Annotated in this window: 23 protein-coding genes; 11 read left to right on the forward strand and 12 right to left on the reverse strand. The window is 72.4% G+C overall.

Annotation, left to right across the window (positions count from 1 at the left end; translation table 11 throughout):
• Nucleotides 1-75: 75 nt before the first annotated feature.
• Entirely contained in the window at nt 76-765 is a 690-nt protein-coding gene (locus tag Mco01_RS26495; protein WP_036328695.1) for a response regulator, read from the reverse strand.
• On the reverse strand, nt 762-1,904 hold the full coding sequence (locus Mco01_RS26500; protein WP_036328699.1) for a sensor histidine kinase: 1,143 nt from the start codon (nt 1,902-1,904) through the stop codon (nt 762-764). Before Mco01_RS26500 ends, Mco01_RS26495 begins: the two co-directional genes overlap by 4 nt.
• A gap of 155 nt (nt 1,905-2,059) precedes the next feature.
• Between Mco01_RS26500 and phoU the strand changes: the two genes are divergently transcribed.
• Nucleotides 2,060-2,719, forward strand: coding sequence for a phosphate signaling complex protein PhoU (gene phoU / locus Mco01_RS26505; protein WP_204059577.1), 660 nt, complete (start codon nt 2,060-2,062; stop codon nt 2,717-2,719).
• A gap of 181 nt (nt 2,720-2,900) precedes the next feature.
• On the opposite strand, the gene Mco01_RS26510 is transcribed toward phoU, so the two are convergent.
• From Mco01_RS26510 to mshA, 3 genes are read right to left on the reverse strand one after another with little or no spacing between them, the layout of a single operon-like run.
• Nucleotides 2,901-3,644, reverse strand: a complete 744-nt coding sequence (locus tag Mco01_RS26510; RefSeq protein WP_204059578.1) for a phosphoglyceromutase — start codon at nt 3,642-3,644, stop codon at nt 2,901-2,903.
• Nucleotides 3,645-3,692: 48 nt separating this feature from the next.
• Entirely contained in the window at nt 3,693-4,181 is a 489-nt protein-coding gene (locus Mco01_RS26515; protein ID WP_204059579.1) for a type III secretion system chaperone family protein, read from the reverse strand.
• Between the two features lie 10 nt (nt 4,182-4,191).
• Complete coding sequence (gene mshA, locus Mco01_RS26520; RefSeq protein WP_239103931.1) at nt 4,192-5,475, reverse strand: D-inositol-3-phosphate glycosyltransferase; 1,284 nt, start codon at nt 5,473-5,475, stop codon at nt 4,192-4,194.
• 124 nt (nt 5,476-5,599) lie between these two features.
• Between mshA and Mco01_RS26525 the strand changes: the two genes are divergently transcribed.
• The 3 genes from Mco01_RS26525 to Mco01_RS26535 are packed head-to-tail and all read left to right on the forward strand — an operon-like array spanning nt 5,600 to nt 7,863.
• On the forward strand, nt 5,600-6,355 hold the full coding sequence (locus Mco01_RS26525; protein ID WP_239103932.1) for an SDR family NAD(P)-dependent oxidoreductase: 756 nt from the start codon (nt 5,600-5,602) through the stop codon (nt 6,353-6,355).
• A gap of 4 nt (nt 6,356-6,359) precedes the next feature.
• Nucleotides 6,360-7,289, forward strand: a complete 930-nt coding sequence (locus tag Mco01_RS26530) for a class I SAM-dependent methyltransferase (RefSeq protein ID WP_239103933.1) — start codon at nt 6,360-6,362, stop codon at nt 7,287-7,289.
• Between the two features lie 31 nt (nt 7,290-7,320).
• Complete coding sequence (locus Mco01_RS26535; RefSeq protein WP_204059582.1) at nt 7,321-7,863, forward strand: GNAT family N-acetyltransferase; 543 nt, start codon at nt 7,321-7,323, stop codon at nt 7,861-7,863.
• Between the two features lie 25 nt (nt 7,864-7,888).
• On the opposite strand, the gene Mco01_RS26540 is transcribed toward Mco01_RS26535, so the two are convergent.
• Nucleotides 7,889-8,404: an O-acetyl-ADP-ribose deacetylase gene (locus Mco01_RS26540; protein WP_204059583.1), complete on the reverse strand. Its 516-nt coding sequence runs from the start codon at nt 8,402-8,404 to the stop codon at nt 7,889-7,891.
• Nucleotides 8,405-8,455: 51 nt separating this feature from the next.
• Here Mco01_RS26540 and Mco01_RS26545 point away from each other — a divergent pair, with 51 nt between their 5' ends.
• From Mco01_RS26545 to Mco01_RS26565, 5 genes are all read left to right on the forward strand, one after another.
• Nucleotides 8,456-8,812, forward strand: a complete 357-nt coding sequence (locus Mco01_RS26545) for a BlaI/MecI/CopY family transcriptional regulator (RefSeq protein ID WP_084369973.1) — start codon at nt 8,456-8,458, stop codon at nt 8,810-8,812.
• On the forward strand, nt 8,809-9,723 hold the full coding sequence (locus Mco01_RS26550) for a M56 family metallopeptidase (RefSeq protein ID WP_204059584.1): 915 nt from the start codon (nt 8,809-8,811) through the stop codon (nt 9,721-9,723). The genes Mco01_RS26545 and Mco01_RS26550 overlap by 4 nt, the downstream gene beginning before the upstream one ends.
• Before the next feature lie 69 nt (nt 9,724-9,792).
• Nucleotides 9,793-10,227 carry a helix-turn-helix domain-containing protein gene (locus tag Mco01_RS26555; protein ID WP_204059585.1) on the forward strand — a complete coding sequence of 145 codons (435 nt, stop codon included), beginning with the start codon at nt 9,793-9,795 and terminating at the stop codon, nt 10,225-10,227.
• Nucleotides 10,228-10,229: 2 nt separating this feature from the next.
• Entirely contained in the window at nt 10,230-10,601 is a 372-nt protein-coding gene (locus Mco01_RS26560) for a hypothetical protein (RefSeq protein ID WP_204059586.1), read from the forward strand.
• A 283-nt stretch (nt 10,602-10,884) separates the two neighbouring features.
• Nucleotides 10,885-11,214: a DUF2516 family protein gene (locus Mco01_RS26565; protein ID WP_232326628.1), complete on the forward strand. Its 330-nt coding sequence runs from the start codon at nt 10,885-10,887 to the stop codon at nt 11,212-11,214.
• A 15-nt stretch (nt 11,215-11,229) separates the two neighbouring features.
• On the opposite strand, the gene Mco01_RS26570 is transcribed toward Mco01_RS26565, so the two are convergent.
• Nucleotides 11,230-12,204 carry a magnesium transporter CorA family protein gene (locus tag Mco01_RS26570; protein WP_204059587.1) on the reverse strand — a complete coding sequence of 325 codons (975 nt, stop codon included), beginning with the start codon at nt 12,202-12,204 and terminating at the stop codon, nt 11,230-11,232.
• A gap of 60 nt (nt 12,205-12,264) precedes the next feature.
• Between Mco01_RS26570 and Mco01_RS26575 the strand changes: the two genes are divergently transcribed.
• On the forward strand, nt 12,265-13,869 hold the full coding sequence (locus Mco01_RS26575) for a DUF2207 domain-containing protein (RefSeq protein WP_204059588.1): 1,605 nt from the start codon (nt 12,265-12,267) through the stop codon (nt 13,867-13,869).
• 30 nt (nt 13,870-13,899) lie between these two features.
• Here Mco01_RS26575 and Mco01_RS26580 read toward each other — a convergent pair whose 3' ends face one another.
• A complete protein-coding gene (locus Mco01_RS26580; RefSeq protein WP_204059589.1) occupies nt 13,900-14,841 on the reverse strand; it encodes an asparaginase in 942 nt (313 codons plus the stop codon).
• A gap of 45 nt (nt 14,842-14,886) precedes the next feature.
• Here Mco01_RS26580 and dtd point away from each other — a divergent pair, with 45 nt between their 5' ends.
• Entirely contained in the window at nt 14,887-15,312 is a 426-nt protein-coding gene (gene dtd / locus Mco01_RS26585) for a D-aminoacyl-tRNA deacylase (RefSeq protein ID WP_036328730.1), read from the forward strand.
• A 170-nt stretch (nt 15,313-15,482) separates the two neighbouring features.
• Here dtd and ygfZ read toward each other — a convergent pair whose 3' ends face one another.
• The 4 genes from ygfZ to Mco01_RS26605 all read right to left on the reverse strand — a co-directional run bounded on the left by ygfZ (nt 15,483) and on the right by Mco01_RS26605 (nt 19,022).
• Complete coding sequence (gene ygfZ / locus Mco01_RS26590; protein WP_204059590.1) at nt 15,483-16,553, reverse strand: CAF17-like 4Fe-4S cluster assembly/insertion protein YgfZ; 1,071 nt, start codon at nt 16,551-16,553, stop codon at nt 15,483-15,485.
• A 63-nt stretch (nt 16,554-16,616) separates the two neighbouring features.
• Nucleotides 16,617-18,182: a fused response regulator/phosphatase gene (locus Mco01_RS26595; protein ID WP_204059591.1), complete on the reverse strand. Its 1,566-nt coding sequence runs from the start codon at nt 18,180-18,182 to the stop codon at nt 16,617-16,619.
• Nucleotides 18,175-18,459: a hypothetical protein gene (locus tag Mco01_RS26600; protein ID WP_204059592.1), complete on the reverse strand. Its 285-nt coding sequence runs from the start codon at nt 18,457-18,459 to the stop codon at nt 18,175-18,177. Before Mco01_RS26600 ends, Mco01_RS26595 begins: the two co-directional genes overlap by 8 nt.
• Nucleotides 18,456-19,022: a SpoIIE family protein phosphatase gene (locus Mco01_RS26605; protein ID WP_204059593.1), complete on the reverse strand. Its 567-nt coding sequence runs from the start codon at nt 19,020-19,022 to the stop codon at nt 18,456-18,458. Before Mco01_RS26605 ends, Mco01_RS26600 begins: the two co-directional genes overlap by 4 nt.
• Nucleotides 19,023-19,069: the final 47 nt, after the last annotated feature.

Consider the following 19,069-nt stretch of genomic DNA (forward strand, 5'->3'; position numbering starts at 1 on the left):
CCTCACAGGCCCGCAGACGCGAGAACCCCTGCCCGGACACGTACCGGGCAGGGGTTCTCGCGTACGGGAGGTCTGTCACTCCTCCACGGGGTCGAACTTGTAGCCGAGACCGCGGACGGTGAGGATGCAGCGGGGGTTGGACGGGTCGGACTCGACCTTGGCCCGCAGCCGCTTCACGTGGACGTCCAGGGTCTTGGTGTCGCCCACGTAGTCGGCGCCCCAGACCCGGTCGATGAGCTGGCCGCGGGTCAGCACCCGTCCCGCGTTGCGGAGCAGGACCTCCAGCAGCTCGAACTCCTTGAGCGGCAGCTGGACCTGCCGTCCGCGCACCGCCACGATGTGCCGGTCGACGTCCATCCGGACCGGCCCGGCGGCCAGCACGGCCGACTCCAGCTCCTCCACGTCGCCCTGCCGCCGCAGCACGGCGCGGATGCGGGCGACCAGCTCCCGGGAGGAGAACGGCTTGGTCACGTAGTCGTCGGCCCCGAGCTCCAGGCCCACGACCTTGTCGATCTCGCTGTCCTTGGCGGTCAGCATGATCACCGGCACCTTGGACCGCTGCCGGAGGGAACGGCAGACCTCCGTGCCCGGCAGGCCGGGCAGCATCAGATCGAGCAGGACGAGATCGGCGCCGTTGCGGTCGAACGTGTCCAGTGCCTCGGGGCCGGTGGTCGCCACGGCGACCTCGAACCCTTCCTTCCTGAGCATGTACGACAAGGCGTCGGAGAACGACTCCTCGTCCTCCACGACGAGTACCCGAGTCACTGAGCGGCCTCCAGGGGAATGGTTGTGCGTGGTACGGCGACCGCCTGACCCCCGAACGCGGGTAGGCGAAGGGTGAACGTCGAACCGGAGCCTTCCTTGCTCCATACCGTGACCTCGCCGCCGTGGGCGACGGCCACGTGCTTGACGATCGCGAGCCCGAGGCCCGTGCCCCCGGTGGCGCGCGACCGTGCCGCGTCCACCCGGAAGAACCTCTCGAAGATGCGCTCCTGGGCGCTCTCGGGGATGCCGATGCCCTGGTCGCTGACGCTGATCTCGACGGTCGCGCCGGCCGGCCGGGCGCTGACCACGACCCGCGTGTGCTCGGGGCTGTAGGCGACGGCGTTGTCGATGAGGTTGCGCAGCGCGGTGACGAGAAGCTCCTCGTCGCCCCAGATCTTCAGGCCTTCGGTGCCGCCGGCCACCAGGGTGATGTCCTTGGCGGACGCCTTGGTGTTGACCCGGTCGACGGCCTCGTGCATGGCCTCGTCGACCGGCACGGGCCCGGGGGCGGGGATCGGCTCGCCGCCCTGGATGCGCGACAGCGTGATCAGGTCCTGGACGAGATAGGTGAGCCGGGCCGCCTCGTGCTGCATCCGGCCCGCGAACCGCTTCACGGCCTCGGGGTCGTCGGCCGCGTCCTGGACGGTCTCGGCGAGCAGGCTCAGCGCCCCGACCGGCGTCTTGAGCTCGTGGCTCACGTTGGCGACGAAGTCGCGCCGCACGGCCTCGACCCGGCGGCGCTCGGTCTGGTCCTCGGCGAGGACGAGCACCTGCCCGTGGGATCCGAGCGGCGCCACCCGGACGGCGAAGGTCGTCGACTCCTGGCCGAACTTGCGGCCGGCGGTCTCGATCTCGCTCTCGCGGATCTCGCCGTCCCTGCGGACCTTCCTGGCCAGCGCGAGCAGTTCGGCGGCCATCAGCGACTCGCCCCGCACCAGCCCGAAGGCGCGGGCGGCGGAGCTGGCCCGCAGCACCCGGTCCTCCCGGTCGAGGACGACCGCGGACGAGGGCAGGACGGCGAGGACGGAGGCCACGCCCGGCGGGAGGCTGTCGTCGACGGGCTCGGGCTCCTGCCGTCTGCTGTCGCTCTGCCGCCGGATCGCGAGCATGACGAAGGAGCCCAGGACGAAGCCGCCCATGGCCGCGAGACTCGCCAGCAACTCGTTCACGCTAAAAATGCTAGGCGGCGTTTCCGGTCCCACCACCCCCGCCACCTGGCATGACCATGCTCTTTCCAAAAAAGTTCATACGATGGTCGGGATTCGTTCATGATTTCGCGCGTAGCGTGTCGGCCATGCGCGACGCTTATCACGAAGAGTTGGAAGCCCTCACCGAGCGGCTGGTGGAGATGACCCGCCTGGTCCGCTCGGCGATGTCGAGGGGCACCACGGCCCTGCTCGACGCGGACCTGCAGCTCGCGGAGAGCGTGATCTCCCAGGACGCCGAGGTCGACCGGATCTACGCCGAGCTTGAGTCCTCGATCTACGAGTTGATGGCGACGCAGCAGCCGGTGGCCGTCGACCTGCGTACGGTCATCACCGCGCTGCGGATGGCCGCGGACCTCGAGCGGATGGGCGACCTCGCCGAGCACATCGCGAAGATCGCCCGCATGCGGCACCCCGAGTCGGCGATCCCGGCCGAGCTGCGCGACACCATCGTCGAGATGGGCGCCATCGCCGAGAACCTGATCACCAAGACCGGCAGCTGCATCGCGTCGCGCGACACCGAGCTCGCCCGGGAGCTGGAGAAGGACGACGACGACATGGACCGCCTGCACCGGCGGCTGTTCCGCGTCCTGCTCTCCAAGGAGTGGAGCCACGGCATCGAGGCCGCCATCGACGTCACGCTGGCCGGCCGCTACTACGAGCGCTACGCCGACCACGCCGTACGCGTCGCCCGCGACGTGGTCTACCTGGTCACCGGCAACCGGCCCGAGGACGTCCCCGTGGTCTGACCGGCCGCACTGAAGGGGGCGCGAAAGCCCCGGTCCTCGGGGGGCCGGGGCTTTCTGCGTGAGCGGGCCGGGCCTCCCAGAGCCGGGGCTTTCCCCGTGAACGGGCCGGGTCTCCAGGGCAGGGCCCTCTACGTGAACGGCCCCGCCTCGGAGCGAGGCGGGGCCGTAAGGACGTGAGGTGTTACTTCTTGCCCTGGTTCGCGACGGCCTCGATGGCGGCCTCGGCGGCCTCGGGGTCGAGGTACTCGCCCTTGCCGATCGGACGGAAGTCGGCGTCGAGCTCGTAGCGCAGCGGGATGCCGGTGGGGATGTTCAGGCCGGCGATGTCCTGGTCGCCGATGCCCTCGAGGTGCTTGACCAGGGCGCGCAGCGAGTTGCCGTGGGCCACGACGAGCACGGTCCTGCCCGCCGCCAGGTCCGGCACGATCTGGTCGTACCAGTACGGCAGCATGCGCTCGACGACGTCCTTGAGGCACTCGGTGCGCGGGAGCAGCTCGGACGGGAGGAGCTCGTAGCGGCCGTCACCGAGCTGGGAGTACTCGTCGTCGTCCGCGATCGGCGGGGGCGGCACATCGTACGACCGGCGCCACAGCATGAACTGCTCGTCGCCGAACTCCGCGCGGGTCTGGGCCTTGTCCTTGCCCTGCAGGGCGCCGTAGTGGCGCTCGTTGAGCCGCCAGGAACGCTTCACCGGCAGCCACAGCAGGTCGGCCGCCTCGAGCGCGACGTTCGCCGTCTTGATCGCCCGGGTCAGCACGGAGGTGTGCACCACGTCCGGCCGGATGCCCGTCTCGAGGAGCAGCTGACCGCCCCTGCGGGCCTCCTCCTCGCCGGTCGGCGAGAGGGTGACGTCCACCCAGCCCGTGAACAGGCCCTTGACGTTCCATTCGCTCTCGCCATGCCTCAGCAGCACCAAAGTCGCCATGGCGTCAATCCTAACGGCGACCGGCTTGCGCCCACCGTTGACGAGCGGTTACGAGGACTCGACGATCCGGGCGAACGCCTGCAGGTTGGCCAGCGACTCGCCCCGCTTGACGCGCCAGTCCCACTCCCTCCGGATCGAGGAGGCGAAGCCGAGCTCCAGGGCGCGGTCGAACGACTCGTCCGAGTAGGTGAGCACGCAGCCGAGGACCCGGTCGATCTCCTCGGGGGTCACCGCGCTGAGCGGGATCCGGCCCACGAGGTGGACGTCGCCGATCTCGTCGACCGCGAAGTGCACGCCGTACATCGAGCCGTTCTTGTGCAGCAGCCACTTGTAGAACTCGGCGTGGTTCTCGTCCGGCTGCCGGCAGAAGAACGCCTCGACGTTCAGGGCCTGGTCGCCGACGATGAGCCAGGTCAGCGTGGCCAGCTTGTGCTGGCCGGGCAGCCGGACCAGGAACGCCCCCGGCTTGGGCCGCTCGTAGTCCAGCTCGGCGGACGTCAGCGCGGCCTCGACCACGCCCTCCAGGTCGGGTCTCATGGTTCCCACCCTACGAGTTGACGGCGATCGGGGTCCGGTGCAGCTGAGCCATGGCCCCGGCGTACACCTCGACGAGCCGGGAGGCGGTGGCCGACCAGCCGAAGGCGGCCGCGTGCTCCAGGGCGTGGGACGCCAGGGCGGCGAGCCGGCGGGGCTGGCCGACGAGCCCGAGCAGGGCGCGCGCCCAGTCGTCCGGGTCGTGCCCGTTCACCAGGACGCCGGAGACGCCGTCCCTGACCGCGGTGCGCAGGCCCCCGACCGAGGCCGCCACGACCGGCGTCCCGCACGCCTGCGACTCCAGGGCGACGAGCCCGAACGACTCGTTGTACGACGGCACCACCGTGACGTCCGCGGCCCGGTACCAGTCGGCCAGCACGTCCTGCGGGGCCGGCGGCGCGAGCCGTACGACGTCGGCGATGCCGAGCTCGGCGGCGAGCTCGGTCAGCAGCGAGGGACGGGCCAGGCCGTTGCCGCTGGGACCGCCCACGCAGGCGACGACGAGCCGCGAGCGCAGGTCGGGCCGTTCGACGAGCATCCGGGCGGCGGCCTTGAGCAGCACGTCCGGAGCCTTGAGCGGCTGGATGCGGCCCACGAACAGCAGCACGTGGGCGTCCTGGGGCAGCTTGAGGCGGTGCCGGGCCGCGCCCTTCGAGGCGGGCTGGAAGACGGTGAGGTTCACGCCGGGGTTGACGACGGCGACCCGCCCGGGGTCCGCCCCGTAGAGCTGGATCAGCTCGTCGGCCTCCGACGAGGTGTTGGCCACGAGCCGGTCGGCGATCTCCACGACCTGCTCCTCGCCGAGCACCCGCAGGCCCGGCTCGGGCTTGTCGCCCTCGGCCAGCAGCAGGTTCTTGACCTTGGCCATCGTGTGCATAGTGTGCACGAGCGGCACCCCCCACCGCTCCTTGGCCAGCCACCCGACCTGGCCGGAGAGCCAGTAGTGGGAGTGGATGACGTCGTAGCGCCCGGGGTCGTACATCGCCTCGGCGCGCAGCACGCCCGAGATGAAGCCGCACAGCTGGCCGGGGAGCTCGGCCCGGTCCAGCTCCTCGTACGGCCCGGCGGTCACGTGGCGGACCAGGACGCCGGGCGACAGTTCGGCCACCGGAGGCAGGTCCCGCGCCGTGCGCCGGGTGAAGATCTCGACCTCGATGCCGAGGGCCGCGAGCCGCTTGGCGACCTCGAGGATGTAGACGTTCATCCCTCCCGCGTCGCCGGTTCCCGGCTGGTCGAGCGGGGACGTGTGCACGCTGATGGTCGCGACGCGGTTGATCCTGCGCCGTTTGAGCGCCACCCGAACCACCTCCGAGAGGGTTATAACCAAAAGAATCATCACAAGATTCCCCGACCCCCGTGAGCGACGGCGAATCGGGGCTCCTGAGAGGATGTCGCCTGCCCAGGATCGGAAGGACGATGGCGTGACGACGACGAAGACCGCGGTGGTGACCGGTGCGAGCAGCGGCATCGGGGAGGCGACCGCCCGCCGGCTCGCCGGGGAGGGCTATCTGGTCGTGGCCGCGGCGCGGCGGCGCGACCGGCTCGACGCGCTGGCCGCCGAGGTCCCCGGCATTCGCCCGGCCACGCTTGACGTGACGTCCCAGGAGTCCGTGGACGCCCTGGCGGCCTCGCTGGACCGCTGCGACGTGCTGGTGAACAACGCGGGCGGCGCGATCGGGCTGGAGCCGGTGGCCGGCGGTCGGGTGGACGACTGGCAGCGCATGTACGACGTGAACGTGCTCGGCTCGCTCAGGATGACCAGGGCGCTGCTGCCGAAGCTCATCGACTCCGGCGACGGCGTGCTCGTGATGCTGACGTCGGTGGCCGGGCTCGTGTCGTACGAGGGCGGGGGCGGCTACTGCGCGGCCAAGCACGCCCAGACCTCGATGACCGAGACGCTGCGGCTGGAGCTGTGCGGCGAGCCCGTGCGCGTCGTCGAGATCGCACCCGGGATGGTGCAGACCGAGGAGTTCTCGCTCACGCGCTTCCGGGGGGACGCCGAGCGGGCGGCCAAGGTGTACGAGGGCGTGCCCGGCCCGCTGACGGCCGGCGACGTGGCCGACGTGATCGCGTTCGCCGTCACCCGGCCGCCGCACGTGAACATCGACCGCCTGGTGGTGCGGCCGCGCGCCCAGGCCGCGCAGCACAAGGTCCACCGCGTTCCCACGGGCGCCTGAGCGGGTGAGCCGCACGACCGCCGACCCCGGCGACCGGCGGAGCGGGCCAGGCTCCCGGGCCGTCCCGCCGGCCGGGGCCGCCAGGACGCCGGGCGTGCGGCGGGGCGGCCGGCCCATCGGGACCGTCACCCGCGGGACCACCGGGCACAACCGGCTGCGGCGGTCCGACCGGTGGATCGCGGCCGTGTACGGCCCGCTGCTGCGCTCGGCCGCTCCCCCGGTCGCGCACGCCGCCCGGGCCGGCGGTCATGTGGACGTGCCGCTGGTCGCCGACCTCGGGTACGGCGCCTCCCACATCACCACGTACGAGCTCTTCGGGCGGCTGCGCCGGGTGTCCCCCGCCGTCGAGGTCGTGGGCGTCGAGATCGACCCGGCCCGGGTGGCCGCCGCCAGGCCGTACGAGCGGGAGGGGCTCTCGTTCGTCCTCGGCGGCTTCGAGCTGCCCGTCCCCCGGCCTCCGCTGATCGTCCGGGCGTTCAACGTGCTGCGCCAGTACGGCGAGGACGAGGCCTGGGGGCACTGGGAGACGCTGCGCTCCTCGCTCGCCCCGCGCGGCGTCGTGGTCGAGGGCACCTGTTCCGAGATCGGGCACCGCGCCGTCTGGGCCGCGCTCGGGCGCGAGGGGCCGAGGACGCTGACGTTCGCGGCCCGATTCACCGGCATCGAGCGGCCCTCCGATCTGGCGGAGCGGCTGCCGAAGACGCTGATCCACCGCAACGTGCCGGGCCGCGCCGTGCACGCCTTCCTGTCCGACTGGGACCGCGCCTGGGCCGTCTGCGCCCCCTTCGGCGCGTACGGCACCCGGCAGCGGTGGATCAGGACGGCTGAGTTGCTCGCGCGCGACTGGCCGGTGACCACGGCGCCGCCCACCGGCGGGCCGTCCCGCTGGCGGCTCGGCGAGCTCACCCTGCCCTGGGACGCCGTCGCCCCCTGAGCGATCAGGACGGGTTGGTACCGTCGCCATCATGCGTTTCGTCCTCGACCCCCCGATGAACGACGACCTGTTCGAGGAGATCCTCGGCTGCTGGACCGAGGTGACCAACGCGGGCGGCGCCGTGGGGTTCGTCCCTCCCGTGGTCCCGGACGACATCCGGCCGACCGCGCTCAAGGCGCTGGCGCGGACGCGGAGCGGCCTGCCCGGCTCCGACGGCGACCCGGACGCGCCCGACAGCCTGCTGGTGGGGCTCGACGAGGACGGCGGGGTAGGGGCCCTGCTGATCCTGGCCGACAGCGAGTCGGGCCTGCGGGCCCACTGGCGCTGGGTGGTGCGCGTGATGGTGCACCCGAAGCACCAGGGCAGGGGCTATGGGATGGCGCTGCTGCGGGCCGCCGACGAGGCCGCCCGAGCCCAGGGCCTGGAGGCGCTCCAGCTCACCTGCCGGGGCGGCACGGGGGTCGACGCCTTCTACGCCCGGTCGGGCTACCGGGAGGTCGGCCGGGTGCCCCGTTCGATCCGCGTGGCCCCCGGGGACGACCGTGACGAGATCTACATGATCAAGTGGCTCTAGGCCCGCGGCAGACTTGGCCGAATGCTTATCCCAAGGCCCGCAGGGTGTCCTCGAACACCGCGTAGGCTGCGGAGGTGAACAGGACGAACCGTACTTCGGCGACCGCCGACCCGGCCTGCCGAACGGCGGTCAGGGCGATGCGCGCGGCGTCGTCGAGCGGCCACCGGTAGATCCCCGTGGAGACGGCGGGGAACGCCACGAGCCCCGCGCCCAGCGCGTCGGCGACCTTGAGCGACTCCCGATAGCAGGAGGCGAGCAGATGGGATCGGTCCTCGCTGCGCGAGTAAACCGGCCCGACGGTGTGGATCACCCACCGGGCGGGCAGCCGTCCCGCCGTCGTGGCCACGGCCTGCCCGGTCGGGAGCCCCTTGCCGTACCGCGAGGCGCGCAGCGCCCGGCACTCCTCCACGATCTCGGGCCCGCCGCGCCGGTGGATCGCGCCGTCCACGCCGCCGCCGCCCATGAGGGAGGAGTTGGCCGCGTTGACGACGGCGTCCACCCGCTGCTCGGTGATGTCGCCCTGCACCAGAACGATTTTCATGCGTCCCACCTCTCTACAGCACGTAGTACTACCCCGGGTAGGCTGAAAAGCGTGAAGGGACTAGGCGAGCTCGAACGCATCATCATGGACATCCTGTGGGCGCGGAACACCGCGCTGACCGCCCGCGAGGTCGGACGCCTGATCGAAGACCGCGATCTCGCGCCCACAACAGTGATGACCGTGCTCGACCGGCTGTCCCGCAAGGGGTTCCTCGAACGCACCAGGGATGGACGCGCCTGGCGCTACCAGCCCGCGGCGAGCCGCGACGCGTACGTCGCCGAGCTCATGCTCGAAGCCCTGGACCTGACCGGCGACCGCGACGCGGCGCTGACCCGCTTCGCCCGCGCCGTCTCCGGGACCGAGGCCGAGATCCTGCGAAAAGCCCTCACGGAGCTGGAGGAGCAGTGATTGCGGCGGCTGGCTTAGCGGCACTCGCCACGGTCTGCGCCGTGGCCGCCTGGCGGCTGACCCTGGCGCGCTGGACCTGGCGTGCTCCTCGTACGGCCATCCTGCTGTGGCAGTCCCTCGGGGTGACCTGGGGGCTCGCGTCCACGGGAGCCCTGCTGGCGTACGCGCTCGAGCCCTACCGGCAGGGCGTCGCGTACGGCCTGATCGACTTCCTGGCCAGGCTCGAGTACGGCGTGCGGGAGCCGGTCGACCTGCTGCGGCTGGGCGCCCTGGTCGCGGGGCTGGCGCTGCTGGCCGTCCTGGTGACGCTGCCGATGGCGGCGGGGGCGCAGACGCTGCGGGCCCGCCACCGCCACCGCGTGCTGCTGTCGCTCATCGCGCGCGACGAGCCGGCCGTGCCCGGCGTCCGCGTCGTCGACTTCCCGGCCGCGGCCGCCTACTGCCTGCCGGGCCTCAAGTCGCAGGTGGTCATCAGCGACGGCACGCTGAGCCTGCTGTCCAGCGCCGAGCTCGAGGCCGTCCTGGCCCATGAGTCCGCGCACGTGCGCGAGCGCCACGACCTGGTGCTGCTGCCGTTCGCCGCGCTGCGCAGGGCGCTGCCGTGGTCGAAGGTCGTCCGGGACGCGCAGGCGTCGGTCGAGCTGCTGATCGAGATGGCGGCCGACGACCGCGCCCGCCGGCAATGCTGCCCGCGGCGCCTCGCGACGGCGCTGCTGCGGTTCGGCACGGCGGCCGCGCTGCCGACCCCGCAGGGCGCGCTGGGCGCCTCCGCCGCGACCAACGTCATGGCGCGGGTGAACCGGCTCGTGGGGTCCGACCTGACCCTGCCGGCGCACCACCGGTTCCTCATCCTCGCCGGGTCCGTCGTGCTGGCCACCTCGGCCCCGCTCCTGTGGCTGATCCCCGGGTAGACACCCGGCCGCTAGCTTGAGTTAGCCACCCAGCTTGCAATTGCAAGCACGCCGAGGCAGACTAGGGGCATGGAACTGCCCAAGGTCGGCTCGCTCGGCGAGTACATCCGCCAGCAGCGGCAGCAGGCGAAGATCTCGTTGCGCCAGCTCGCCGCCCAGGCGGGGGTGTCCAACCCCTACCTGAGCCAGGTCGAGCGCGGGCTGCGCAAGCCGAGCGCGGAGATACTCAACCAGATCGCCAAGGGCCTGCACATCTCCGCGCAGGCGCTGTACGTCCAGGCGGGCCTGATCGAGGACCGCCAGCCGGACAGCGACGTGCTGACCGCGATCAGAGCCGATGTCACACTCACCGGGCGTCAGCGCCAGGTGCTCATCGATATCTACGAGTCGTTCCGCAGGGAGAACCGGGCCGACACCGCTCAGCCGACGCAACCGGCCGAGCATCTCGGGGACGACCCGGTCCTCCCGTACGACGGCGTGACACCGCAAACGAGGGAAGGATAGCAATGCCCATCACGACCGAGGTCAAGAGGATCACGGAGTCCAAGCCGTTCTACGCGCTGACGGGCGTCGGCGACTACGCCGTGGAGAAGGCCCGCGCCTACGCCTCCACTGTGCAGGTCAAGGCCGAGTCCGTCGCCAAGGAGCTGCCGGAGAAGGCCCGTGAGTACGCCGACGCCGCCGCCTCGCGGCTGAACAAGGTCTACGACGAGCTGGCCGTGCGCGGCCGCAAGGTCGTCAGCCGCGTGAGCGGCGAGGCCGCGCTGGAGCTCACCGAGGTCTCCGAGACCGCCGAGCCCGCCGTCGCCGCCCAGACCACGAGCCGGCGCACCACCGGCGCCCCGCGTGCCAAGACCACCACGTCGGCCCGGTCCTGAGACCGGCCTCGCCGTACGGCCCGCCCTCCCGTCCGGGAGGCGGGCCGTCGCCGTCTCCGCACCCCGGCGGAGGGCCGGCGGGGACGGATGGCGACGGGGACGGGCGGCGGCGGGACGGCTCGGCCGGCCGCGGCCCGGGCGGCTCGGCCGGAGGGCCGGCGGGGAGGAGCGCCACCGGGCGGCCGTCCACCGGAAGGTCTCGGTCGCGACACATGTCGGTTCCGCGCACTAGTCTGGGGACGTCAGCGATCGTGACCGCCTGGGAGAGTCCATGTTCGGGCCCGTGAACAGCGTCCTGAGTCTCGTCTTCTGGCTGCTCTCCATCGGCGCCTTCATCCTGTCGGTGTGGGCGCTCGTCCACGCGGTGCGCATCCCGTCCCGCGCCTTCCCCGCGGCGGGCAAGCAGACCAAGCAGCTGTGGCTGATCATCCTCGGCTTCGCCACCCTGTTCACGTTCGCGGCCGCGGTCAACTACGGCGGCATGGGCACGGGCCTGCCGAGCATCTTCACGATCGCGGCGGTCATCGCCGCCGGCATCTACCTGGCGGACGTGAAGCCCGCCGTGAACGAGTACCGCGGCGGCGGCAACCAGGGCCCCTACGGCCCCTGGTGACCCGCGCCGGGGTCGTCAGAGCCAGTCGCGGGCGCGGAACACGCGGTAGAGCGTGACCGAGGCGACCACGATGAGCACGCTGGAGATCCAGAACCCCATCGGGTGGCCGAATCCGGGGAACGGGATGTTCTGCCCGTAGAAGCCGGTGATCATAGTCGGCACGGCGATGATGGCCGCCCAGCTGGTCACCCGCTTCATGATCAGGTTCATCCGGTTGCTCTGCATGGTCAGGTGCGTCTCGCGGATGTTGCTCACCAGGTCGCGCAGCGAGTCGGTCCACTCGGTCGCCCGCAGCACCTGGTCGTACACGTCCTGGAAGTAGGGCGCCATCTCCTCGACGTCGCCGATCTTGCCGTTCCGCCGGATGAGCGTGTTGACGGCCTCGCGCATCGGCATCACGGTCCGGCGCAGCGTGACCAGGCTCTTGCGCAGCTCGAACGTGCGCCGCTGGTCCTCACGGCTCACCGGGCGGTCCCCGAAGACGCTCTCCTCCAGGTCCTCGACCTGTTCGTCCATGGCCTCGACGGCCTCGAAGTGGCTGTCCACCACGTAGTCGAGCAGGCCGTGGACCAGGAACGCGACGCCGTGCCGGGCCAGGCCCGGCTGCTCGTCCCAGCGCTTGACGACCTCCTCGATCGAGAAGTCCTCCGAGTTGCGCACGGTGACGAGGGCGTTGCCGGTGATGAAGGCGGCCGCGTGGTGGACGTCCAGCCGTCCCGACCCGGTCTCGAAGCGGGCGGAGTAGACGCTGAGGAACATGTGGCTCTCGTAGACGTCGAGCTTGGGCCGCTGCCGGCTCTGCAGCGCGTCCTCGACGGCCAGCCGGTGGAGCCCTAACTCCTCGCTGATCGAGAGCAGGTCCTCCTCGGTCGGGGAGCACATGTCGAACCACACCACGGCCGACGGCTCCTTGATGTGCTCGGACACATCGGCCACCGGGAAGCCTTCCGCCTCGAGCGTCCCGTTCCGGTACAGACGCGTGCGTCCCATGACGGGCAAGCCTATCGAGCGCGAGAACGGGATGAGAGGGGACCGATAAGGTGCTGGCTCATGGTGGATCTCGCTCGCAGGCTGGGACTGGCGGTCGTGCTCGCCGTCCTCGCGGCCTCCCCCGCGCACGCCGAGACCTCGGGGACCATTACCGCGGACGACGTGACCATGAACCTCCGCAAGGACGGGGTGCTGCACGTCAAGGAGGCGATCACGCTCAGCGGCGGGCCGGTCGCCCGCACGCTCCTCACCCGCACCCGGTTCGACGACGGGCACGACCGCGTCTACCGCGTCTCCAATGTCAAGGGCGCCACGCTCGACGGCGACACGCTGACGGTCAGGGGAAGCGGCACGGTCGAGTACGACGTCACCGGGGCCGTGACCCCCCTGGGCCCGGCGGAGGAGCTGCGGTGGTTCGCCGTCAGCGGCCCGGTCCGGCACGCGGTGGTGACGGTGACCGGACCCGGCGCCGTCCAGAACGTCTCGTGCTTCGCCGGGGAGCTCACCTCCGCCATGGCCTGCACGGCCGCGTCCATCGACGAGACGGGCTCGACCGCGACCTTCGAGCAGCAGGGCCTCGGGTCGGGGCAGTCGCTGACCGTCGTCGTCGGCTACCCGAAGGGCGCCACGGGCGCCACGCCCGTCCTGGAGCGCCGCTTCGAGCTGTCCACCGCGTTCACGCTCAACCCCGTGACCGGCGGCGCACTCGCCCTGCTGCTGCTCCTGCTGCTCGGCGGGGTGGGCCTGCTGTACTGGACCCGCGGCCGGGACGCCCGGATCGTGAACGCCGAGTCGGGCGTCGTCAGCGGGCACAGCAACGGCCACTTCACCCCGCCCGACGGGGTGCGGCCGGGCCAGATCGGCACGCTGTTCGACGAGCAGGCCGACGTGATCGACGTGACCGCGACCATCGTCGACCTCGCGGTGCGCGGCTACCTGCGGATCGACGAGCCCCCGCGGCAGGCGTACGACGTGCCCGACTGGCGGCTGGTCCGCCTGTCGCGGGCCCCGCTCGGGAGCCTCCTGCCGTACGAGCGGGCCCTGTACGAGGCGATCTTCGACGGGCGCGACACGGTGCTGCTGTCGGAGCTGCACGGGTCGTTCGCGGCCCACCTCTCCCAGGTGCGCGACGCGCTCTACCGGGACGTGGTGACCCAGGGGTGGTTCGCCCGGCGGCCGGACTCGGTCCGATCCCGCTGGACGACCGTCGGCGTCCTCGTCATCGGCCTCGGCGTCCTCGCGACCGTGCTGCTCGCCTGGTTCACGACGTACGGCCTGCTCGGGCTGGCCGTGGTCATCGCGGGCGCCGCCCTGGCGTACGGCGGGCAGTTCATGCCGGCCAAGACCGTGAAGGGGGCCGAGGCGCTGGCCCACACGCTCGGCTTCCGGCAGTACCTCGCGTCGGCCGACATCGCCGACGTGCCGGCCGCCCAGCGGCTGGAGCTGTTCTCCCGCTACCTCCCGTACGCGGTGATCTTCGACACGGTGGACCGGTGGGCGCGGGTGGTCGGCTCGTTCGACGGCGACGGCCGGCAGACCGACCACCTGCCCTGGTACCAGGGCCCAGCAGAGTGGGACCTGTCGCGGTTCGCCGACTCGATGCGCACGTTCACGGTGACGGCGTCGGGCGCGATCTCGACGGCCCGCCAGTTCCGCTCGCTCTAGAACCCCGCCTCTCGGTCGCCGGGGTCTCGGTCAGGCCGGGCGGACGCGGACCTCGCCGACCGGTTCGCCGCCGCCGAACAGCGGGGCGGTGGCGAGGCCGGCCAGCTCCGGGGCGTCGAAACCGGCCGCGCGCAGGGCGGCCACCGTCACCGGCACCCGGGCGCGGTCGCCGCCGTCAACGATCTTGACGGCGCCGGCCCGGCCGTCGGAGTGCGCGAAGGCGTCGAACGCCTCGGCGCCCGCCTTCACCATCAGTCCGGGGAGCGCCCGCATCAGGACGGCCTCGGCCCGGGTCGTCCCGCTCGTCCACTCGGGGAAGGCGCGCATCGCGTCGGCGATCCGCCGTTCCGGGCTGCCGGGAGGCGCGAGCGGGAAGCGGCGGAACGCGCGCACGATCCCCGCCATCGAGACGAAGAACAGCGGCGCCCCGCAGCCATCCACCCCGGTCGCGGCGACGCGCTCGCCGGTCAGGTCCTCGACCGTGGCCCGGATCGCCCGCTGCAGCGGGTGGGCGGGGTGCAGGTAGCCCTCCACCGGCCAGCCGTTCGCCACGCAGGTGGCCAGCATGGCGGAGTGCTTGCCCGAGCAGTTCATGTAGATCCGGCCGGGGGCGCCGCCCTCGCGGAGGACCTGGAGGCGGGCGTCGCGGTCGAGTGGAAGGTCCTCGGGGCAGCGCAGCGCGCTCTCGTCGAGCCCGGCCCCGGCGAGGATCTTCCGGGCGCCGTCGACGTGGAACGGCTCGCCGCTGTGGCTGGCACAGGCCAGGGCGAGCAGCTCGTCCTCCAGCCCGAGGCCGGCCCGGACCATGGCGAGTGCCTGGAGGGGCTTCATGGAGGAACGGGGAGACGCGAGACTTGCGGTGTCCCCGTGCACCATGACAGGGGAGCCGTCTTCGCCGACCACGTGCACCCGGGCACGATGAACGGACTCGACGAATCCGGAACGGACCACTTCGACGATCATTTCCGACATAACGGGCAGTCTACGAAGGCCGCGGACGTGGCAGAATTCGGGGCCATGCGAGCGGTGGTACAGCGGGTCAGCTCCGCGTCGGTTGTGGTCGAGGGTCAGGTCGTGGGCGCGATCGACGAGCCGGGCCTGCTCGTGCTCGTCGGGGTGACGCACACCGACGGACAGCCGGAGGCGGCCCGCCTCGCGGCCAAGCTCTGGGGCCTGCGCATCCTCCACGGCGAGAAGTCGTGCTCCGACGTGGACGCCCCGCTGCTCGTGATCAGCCAGTTCACCCTGTACGGCGACGCCCGCCGGGGCCGCAGGCCCACGTGGCAGGCGGCGGCGCCCGGCCCGGTGGCCGAGCCGCTCGTCGAGGCCGTGGTGGCCGAGTTGCGGGCGCTCGGGGCCCGGGTGGAGACCGGCGTCTTCGGCGCCGACATGAAGGTGTCCCTCACCAACGACGGCCCGATCACCCTCGTCCTCGACGTGTGACCCCCTGAGCCCGCGCACCCGCCAGGCGTAGCCGTCCCGCACCCGCGGAGCGCCCCCGGCTCTCCGCCGGGCGAAGCCGCCCCAACCGCCCCAACCGCGCCGGTCGCGGCCGGCCGGCGCGGACGCCGCCCGCTGAAGCGGCCGCCCAGCGGGGGCGGGCGGGCGGGCGGTCAGCGGACGCGGCGGCGGAGGGCGGGGTCGATCTTGACGTTGCGCCCGGCGTCCGGCGGCACGATGACCTCCTGGCTCGCGGCGACGCCGCCGGCGAGGAGGTCGATGTCGACCGGGACCGTGCGCTTGACGACGGCCAGCGCGATCGGGCCCAGCTCGTAGTGGCGGGCCGACGAGCCGACGAAGCCGATCTGGCCCGGCTCGGCCGCGCCCTCCACGGCCGCCTCCGGCTCGGCCTCGACCGGCGTGCCGACCCCGAGGGTCACCGGCGCGCCGTGCGGGGGCAGCACGTCGACGCTCCCGTCGAGGTGCAGGAAGACCAGGCGCCGGGGCGGGTGGCCGAGGTTGTGCACCCGGGCGACCGTCTCCTGCCCCCGGTAGCAGCCCTTGCTGAGGTGGACGGCCTCCCCGATCCACCCGATCTCGTGGGGGATCGTCTTGTGGTCGGTCTCGAACCCCAGTCGCGGCAGATGGGCCGCGATCCGCAGCGCCTCGTAGGCCCACAGACCGGCCGGGCGCAGGCCCAGCTCGGCGGGCAGGCCCGCCAGCCGTTCGCGCGGCACGAGCAGGTCGCCGCCCAGGGCGATCGTGCCGTCGGGGGGCGAGAGCCGTACGGACGGGCCGTCGGGGGACGAGCCGGGCGCGGCGACGGAGACGACGGCGTACGCGGAGGTGACGTCGGCCACCTCGACGCGCAGCATGAAGCGCATCTTCTCCAGGAACGCGACCAGCTCGGCGGCGGTGCCGGGCTCCACGTGCGCCCACACCGCCTCGCCGTCGTCCACGAGCGTGAGGTGGTGCTCCACCCGGCCCTGCAGGTCGAGCAGCAGCGTCTGTGCCGGCGTGCCCGGGGTCAGCGTGTCGAGCTTCTGGGAGCTCAGGTCGTTGAGCCATTTCAGCCGGTCGACGCCGGCGACGCGCACGACCTCGCGATTGCTCCGGTCGATCAGCGCCTGCCCGCTCACCAGCGCGCGCTGCTCGGCGTAGGGATCGCCGTAGTGGGCCGCGACCGTCTCGTCCGGCCTCTCGCCGGCGACCGCACCCGGGGTGTCAAGCAAAGGGCTCCGCATGCCCTCAAGGCTATTCGGTCCCCCACGGCTTCCGGCGTCGCGCCCACATGCCTGTGGACAACCCTAGAAGCGGTGCACGGCGACGAGGGCGACGTCGTCCTCCCGCGCCCCGAACCGGGCGATGAGCCGGTCGCAGAAGACCTCCATGTCGTCCCCCGCGTCCTCGGCGAGCTGGCGGGCGATCTCCAGGCTCTCGTCGAGCAGCGTGTCGCGGTCCTCGATCAGGCCGTCCGTGAACAGCAGCAGCGTTCCGCCCTCGGGGAGCGTCATCCGGTCGACGCGGTAGGTCTCGTCGGCGACGCCGAGCAGGAGGTTGCCGAACCGGTGGTAGGCCGCGCCCTTCCCGGCCAGCAACGGCGGGATGTGTCCCGCGTTGACCAGCTCGATCTCCCCCGTGGCCGGGTCGACGAGCAGCAGGCAGACGGTCGCGGTCATGCCGGGGTGGTAGCGCCGCAGCACGGCGTTGAGCAGGGCCATCGACCGGGCGAGGTCCACGCTGTCGATCAGCGACGCCCTCAGGGCGTGCCGCAGCTCGGCCATCACGGTCGCGGCGTACAGCGAGTGGCCCTGGACGTCGCCGAGCGCGACGAGCGCCCGATCGCCGAGTGGCAGGACCTCGTAGAAGTCGCCACCGACCTCGACGTTGTCCACAGCCGGCTGGTACCGCACACAGAACCCCAGGCCGGGGATCTCCGGGATGCGCGCCGGCAGCAGGCTGCGCTGCAGCGTCAGCGCGATGGTGTGCTCCTCGGTGTAGGCCCGCAGCGCGTCGACGGCCAGGGCGAGCTCCTGTCCGAGCAGCCTCAGGATGTTGCGGTCCTCGGCGTCCAGCGACGGGGCGCTCTCCACTCCGAGGTAGACGGGCGGCCTGCCGTGCTTGGTGCGGCACAGCACGCCGTACACCGTCGCCTCGGTGTCGCTGTCCGGGACGATCTCCAACCAGCCTGCCGTGTCCACGCCGAAGCTCTTCACCCCGGCGGAGTCGGCGAGCGACATGTCGCTGAGCCGCCGGAGCATGTCGGCGGACGCGGTCCGGGCCGCTGCCGTGTCTCCGGGCCGTGCGGAGTACCGGCGCGTCCTGCCGTCGGGCGGCAGCGCCAGCACGCCGGCGTACCGCCCCAGCAGCTCCGCCGTGCCCTCCACAGCCACGCACAGGAGCCTGTCGAACGACTCCGCCTCGTTGATCCGCAGGGTGATCTCGGCGAGCCTGGCCAGACGGTCGGCCATGCGCTCGGCCCGCAGCCGGGCCCGGTAGTAGCGCAGGGTCGCCTCGACCGTGGCGGTGAACTCGTCGGGCTTGACCGGCTCCGCCAGGTACGCGTCCGCGCCCCGGTCGTGGCCCTGCGCCCGGTCGGACGGGGCGACGGCGTTGCCCGACACCTGGATCACCGGGATCGACGCGGTGGCCGGGTTGCCCTTGATCCTCTCGCAGACCTCGTATCCGCCCAGGTCGGGCATCCGCACGTCGAGGACGACGAGGTCGGGCCGCAGGTCCTCGATCCGGTCGAGCGCCTCCTGCCCGCCGGACGCCTCGACGACCCGGTGGCCGGCCCGGCGCAGCCAGCTCGACAGGATGTACCGCTTGGTGGGCGTGTCGTCCACCACCAGCACCGTCGCCGGCTCAGGCATCGGCCCCTCCCACGCCGCCGTCGCGATCCGCGGGGGCGCCGCCCATTCCGGCGGCGACGGCGTCGCAGACCGCCTCCAGCAGATGATCCCTGCGCAGGCCCTGTTTGGACAGCACGGACAGGACCTCCCCGCCGATCTCGCTCAGGGCGGCCGCCATCCGGATCTGGCCCTGCGGCTCCAGGCCCACCAGATCGGCGATCTCCCGTCCGAGCCGCCGTAATGCGAAGACGTCCTGATCGACGCGGACCTCGGCGCCGGTGAGCTCCTCGACCGTCATGCCCGCCGCCTCAGGGCCACCACGCAGGCGTCGTCCCTGCGGCCACCGGCGTCGCGCAGGAGGGTCGGGGCGACGACGGCCGGCGAGCGGGCGAACAGGCCGGGGAGCGACCCGGGGTCCCAGCGGTCGCCGATGCCGTCGGAGTGCAGGATCACCGTCGCGTGCGGCGGGAGCGCGTACTCGTACCGCTGCGTCCGCCTGCCCTGGTGCCCGGCGATGCCGGGCAGCGAGACCATCCCCTGCCGCCCCTCGGCGTGCGCGATCCATCCCGACACGTTGCCCAGGCCGGCGAACGACACGCGCTCCCGCTCGATCCTCGCCACCGCGACCGCGCCTCCTCTCATGTGGGAGAGCCCTCGGTGGACCCGTTCCAGGACGGCCTCCGGCGCCAGGCCGGGCCCCTCCTGGAAGATCCGTACGGCCTCCCGGGAGGCCTGCGCGGCGGCGTCGCCGTGACCGAGCCCGTCGCAGACGAGGACGGTTACGGCGTCGGGGGTGTCCACGAAGGCGAACGCATCGCCGCAGACCACCTCATCGCCGATCGGCCGGCGCACGCCGCTCATCCGCGGGGACGGTCACATGCACTCCCGCTTATGGGATCAGGGAAACC

Source organism: Microbispora corallina, from assembly GCF_016863035.1.
In the GTDB taxonomy this organism is placed as follows: Bacteria; Actinomycetota; Actinomycetes; order Streptosporangiales; family Streptosporangiaceae; genus Microbispora; species Microbispora corallina.

Coding starts and splice junctions, on each gene's coding strand:
- Mco01_RS26500 (WP_036328699.1), bottom strand. CDS start 1,904: ATGGGCGGCTTCGTCCTGGGCTCCTTCGTCATGCTCGCGATCCGGCGG.
- phoU (WP_204059577.1), top strand. CDS start 2,060: ATGCGCGACGCTTATCACGAAGAGTTGGAAGCCCTCACCGAGCGGCTG.
- Mco01_RS26510 (WP_204059578.1), bottom strand. CDS start 3,644: ATGGCGACTTTGGTGCTGCTGAGGCATGGCGAGAGCGAATGGAACGTC.
- Mco01_RS26515 (WP_204059579.1), bottom strand. CDS start 4,181: ATGAGACCCGACCTGGAGGGCGTGGTCGAGGCCGCGCTGACGTCCGCC.
- Mco01_RS26535 (WP_204059582.1), top strand. CDS start 7,321: ATGCGTTTCGTCCTCGACCCCCCGATGAACGACGACCTGTTCGAGGAG.
- Mco01_RS26540 (WP_204059583.1), bottom strand. CDS start 8,404: ATGAAAATCGTTCTGGTGCAGGGCGACATCACCGAGCAGCGGGTGGAC.
- Mco01_RS26555 (WP_204059585.1), top strand. CDS start 9,793: ATGGAACTGCCCAAGGTCGGCTCGCTCGGCGAGTACATCCGCCAGCAG.
- Mco01_RS26560 (WP_204059586.1), top strand. CDS start 10,230: ATGCCCATCACGACCGAGGTCAAGAGGATCACGGAGTCCAAGCCGTTC.
- Mco01_RS26570 (WP_204059587.1), bottom strand. CDS start 12,204: ATGGGACGCACGCGTCTGTACCGGAACGGGACGCTCGAGGCGGAAGGC.
- Mco01_RS26575 (WP_204059588.1), top strand. CDS start 12,265: ATGGTGGATCTCGCTCGCAGGCTGGGACTGGCGGTCGTGCTCGCCGTC.
- Mco01_RS26580 (WP_204059589.1), bottom strand. CDS start 14,841: ATGTCGGAAATGATCGTCGAAGTGGTCCGTTCCGGATTCGTCGAGTCC.
- dtd (WP_036328730.1), top strand. CDS start 14,887: ATGCGAGCGGTGGTACAGCGGGTCAGCTCCGCGTCGGTTGTGGTCGAG.
- ygfZ (WP_204059590.1), bottom strand. CDS start 16,553: ATGCGGAGCCCTTTGCTTGACACCCCGGGTGCGGTCGCCGGCGAGAGG.
- Mco01_RS26595 (WP_204059591.1), bottom strand. CDS start 18,182: ATGCCTGAGCCGGCGACGGTGCTGGTGGTGGACGACACGCCCACCAAG.
- Mco01_RS26600 (WP_204059592.1), bottom strand. CDS start 18,459: ATGACGGTCGAGGAGCTCACCGGCGCCGAGGTCCGCGTCGATCAGGAC.
- Mco01_RS26605 (WP_204059593.1), bottom strand. CDS start 19,022: ATGAGCGGCGTGCGCCGGCCGATCGGCGATGAGGTGGTCTGCGGCGAT.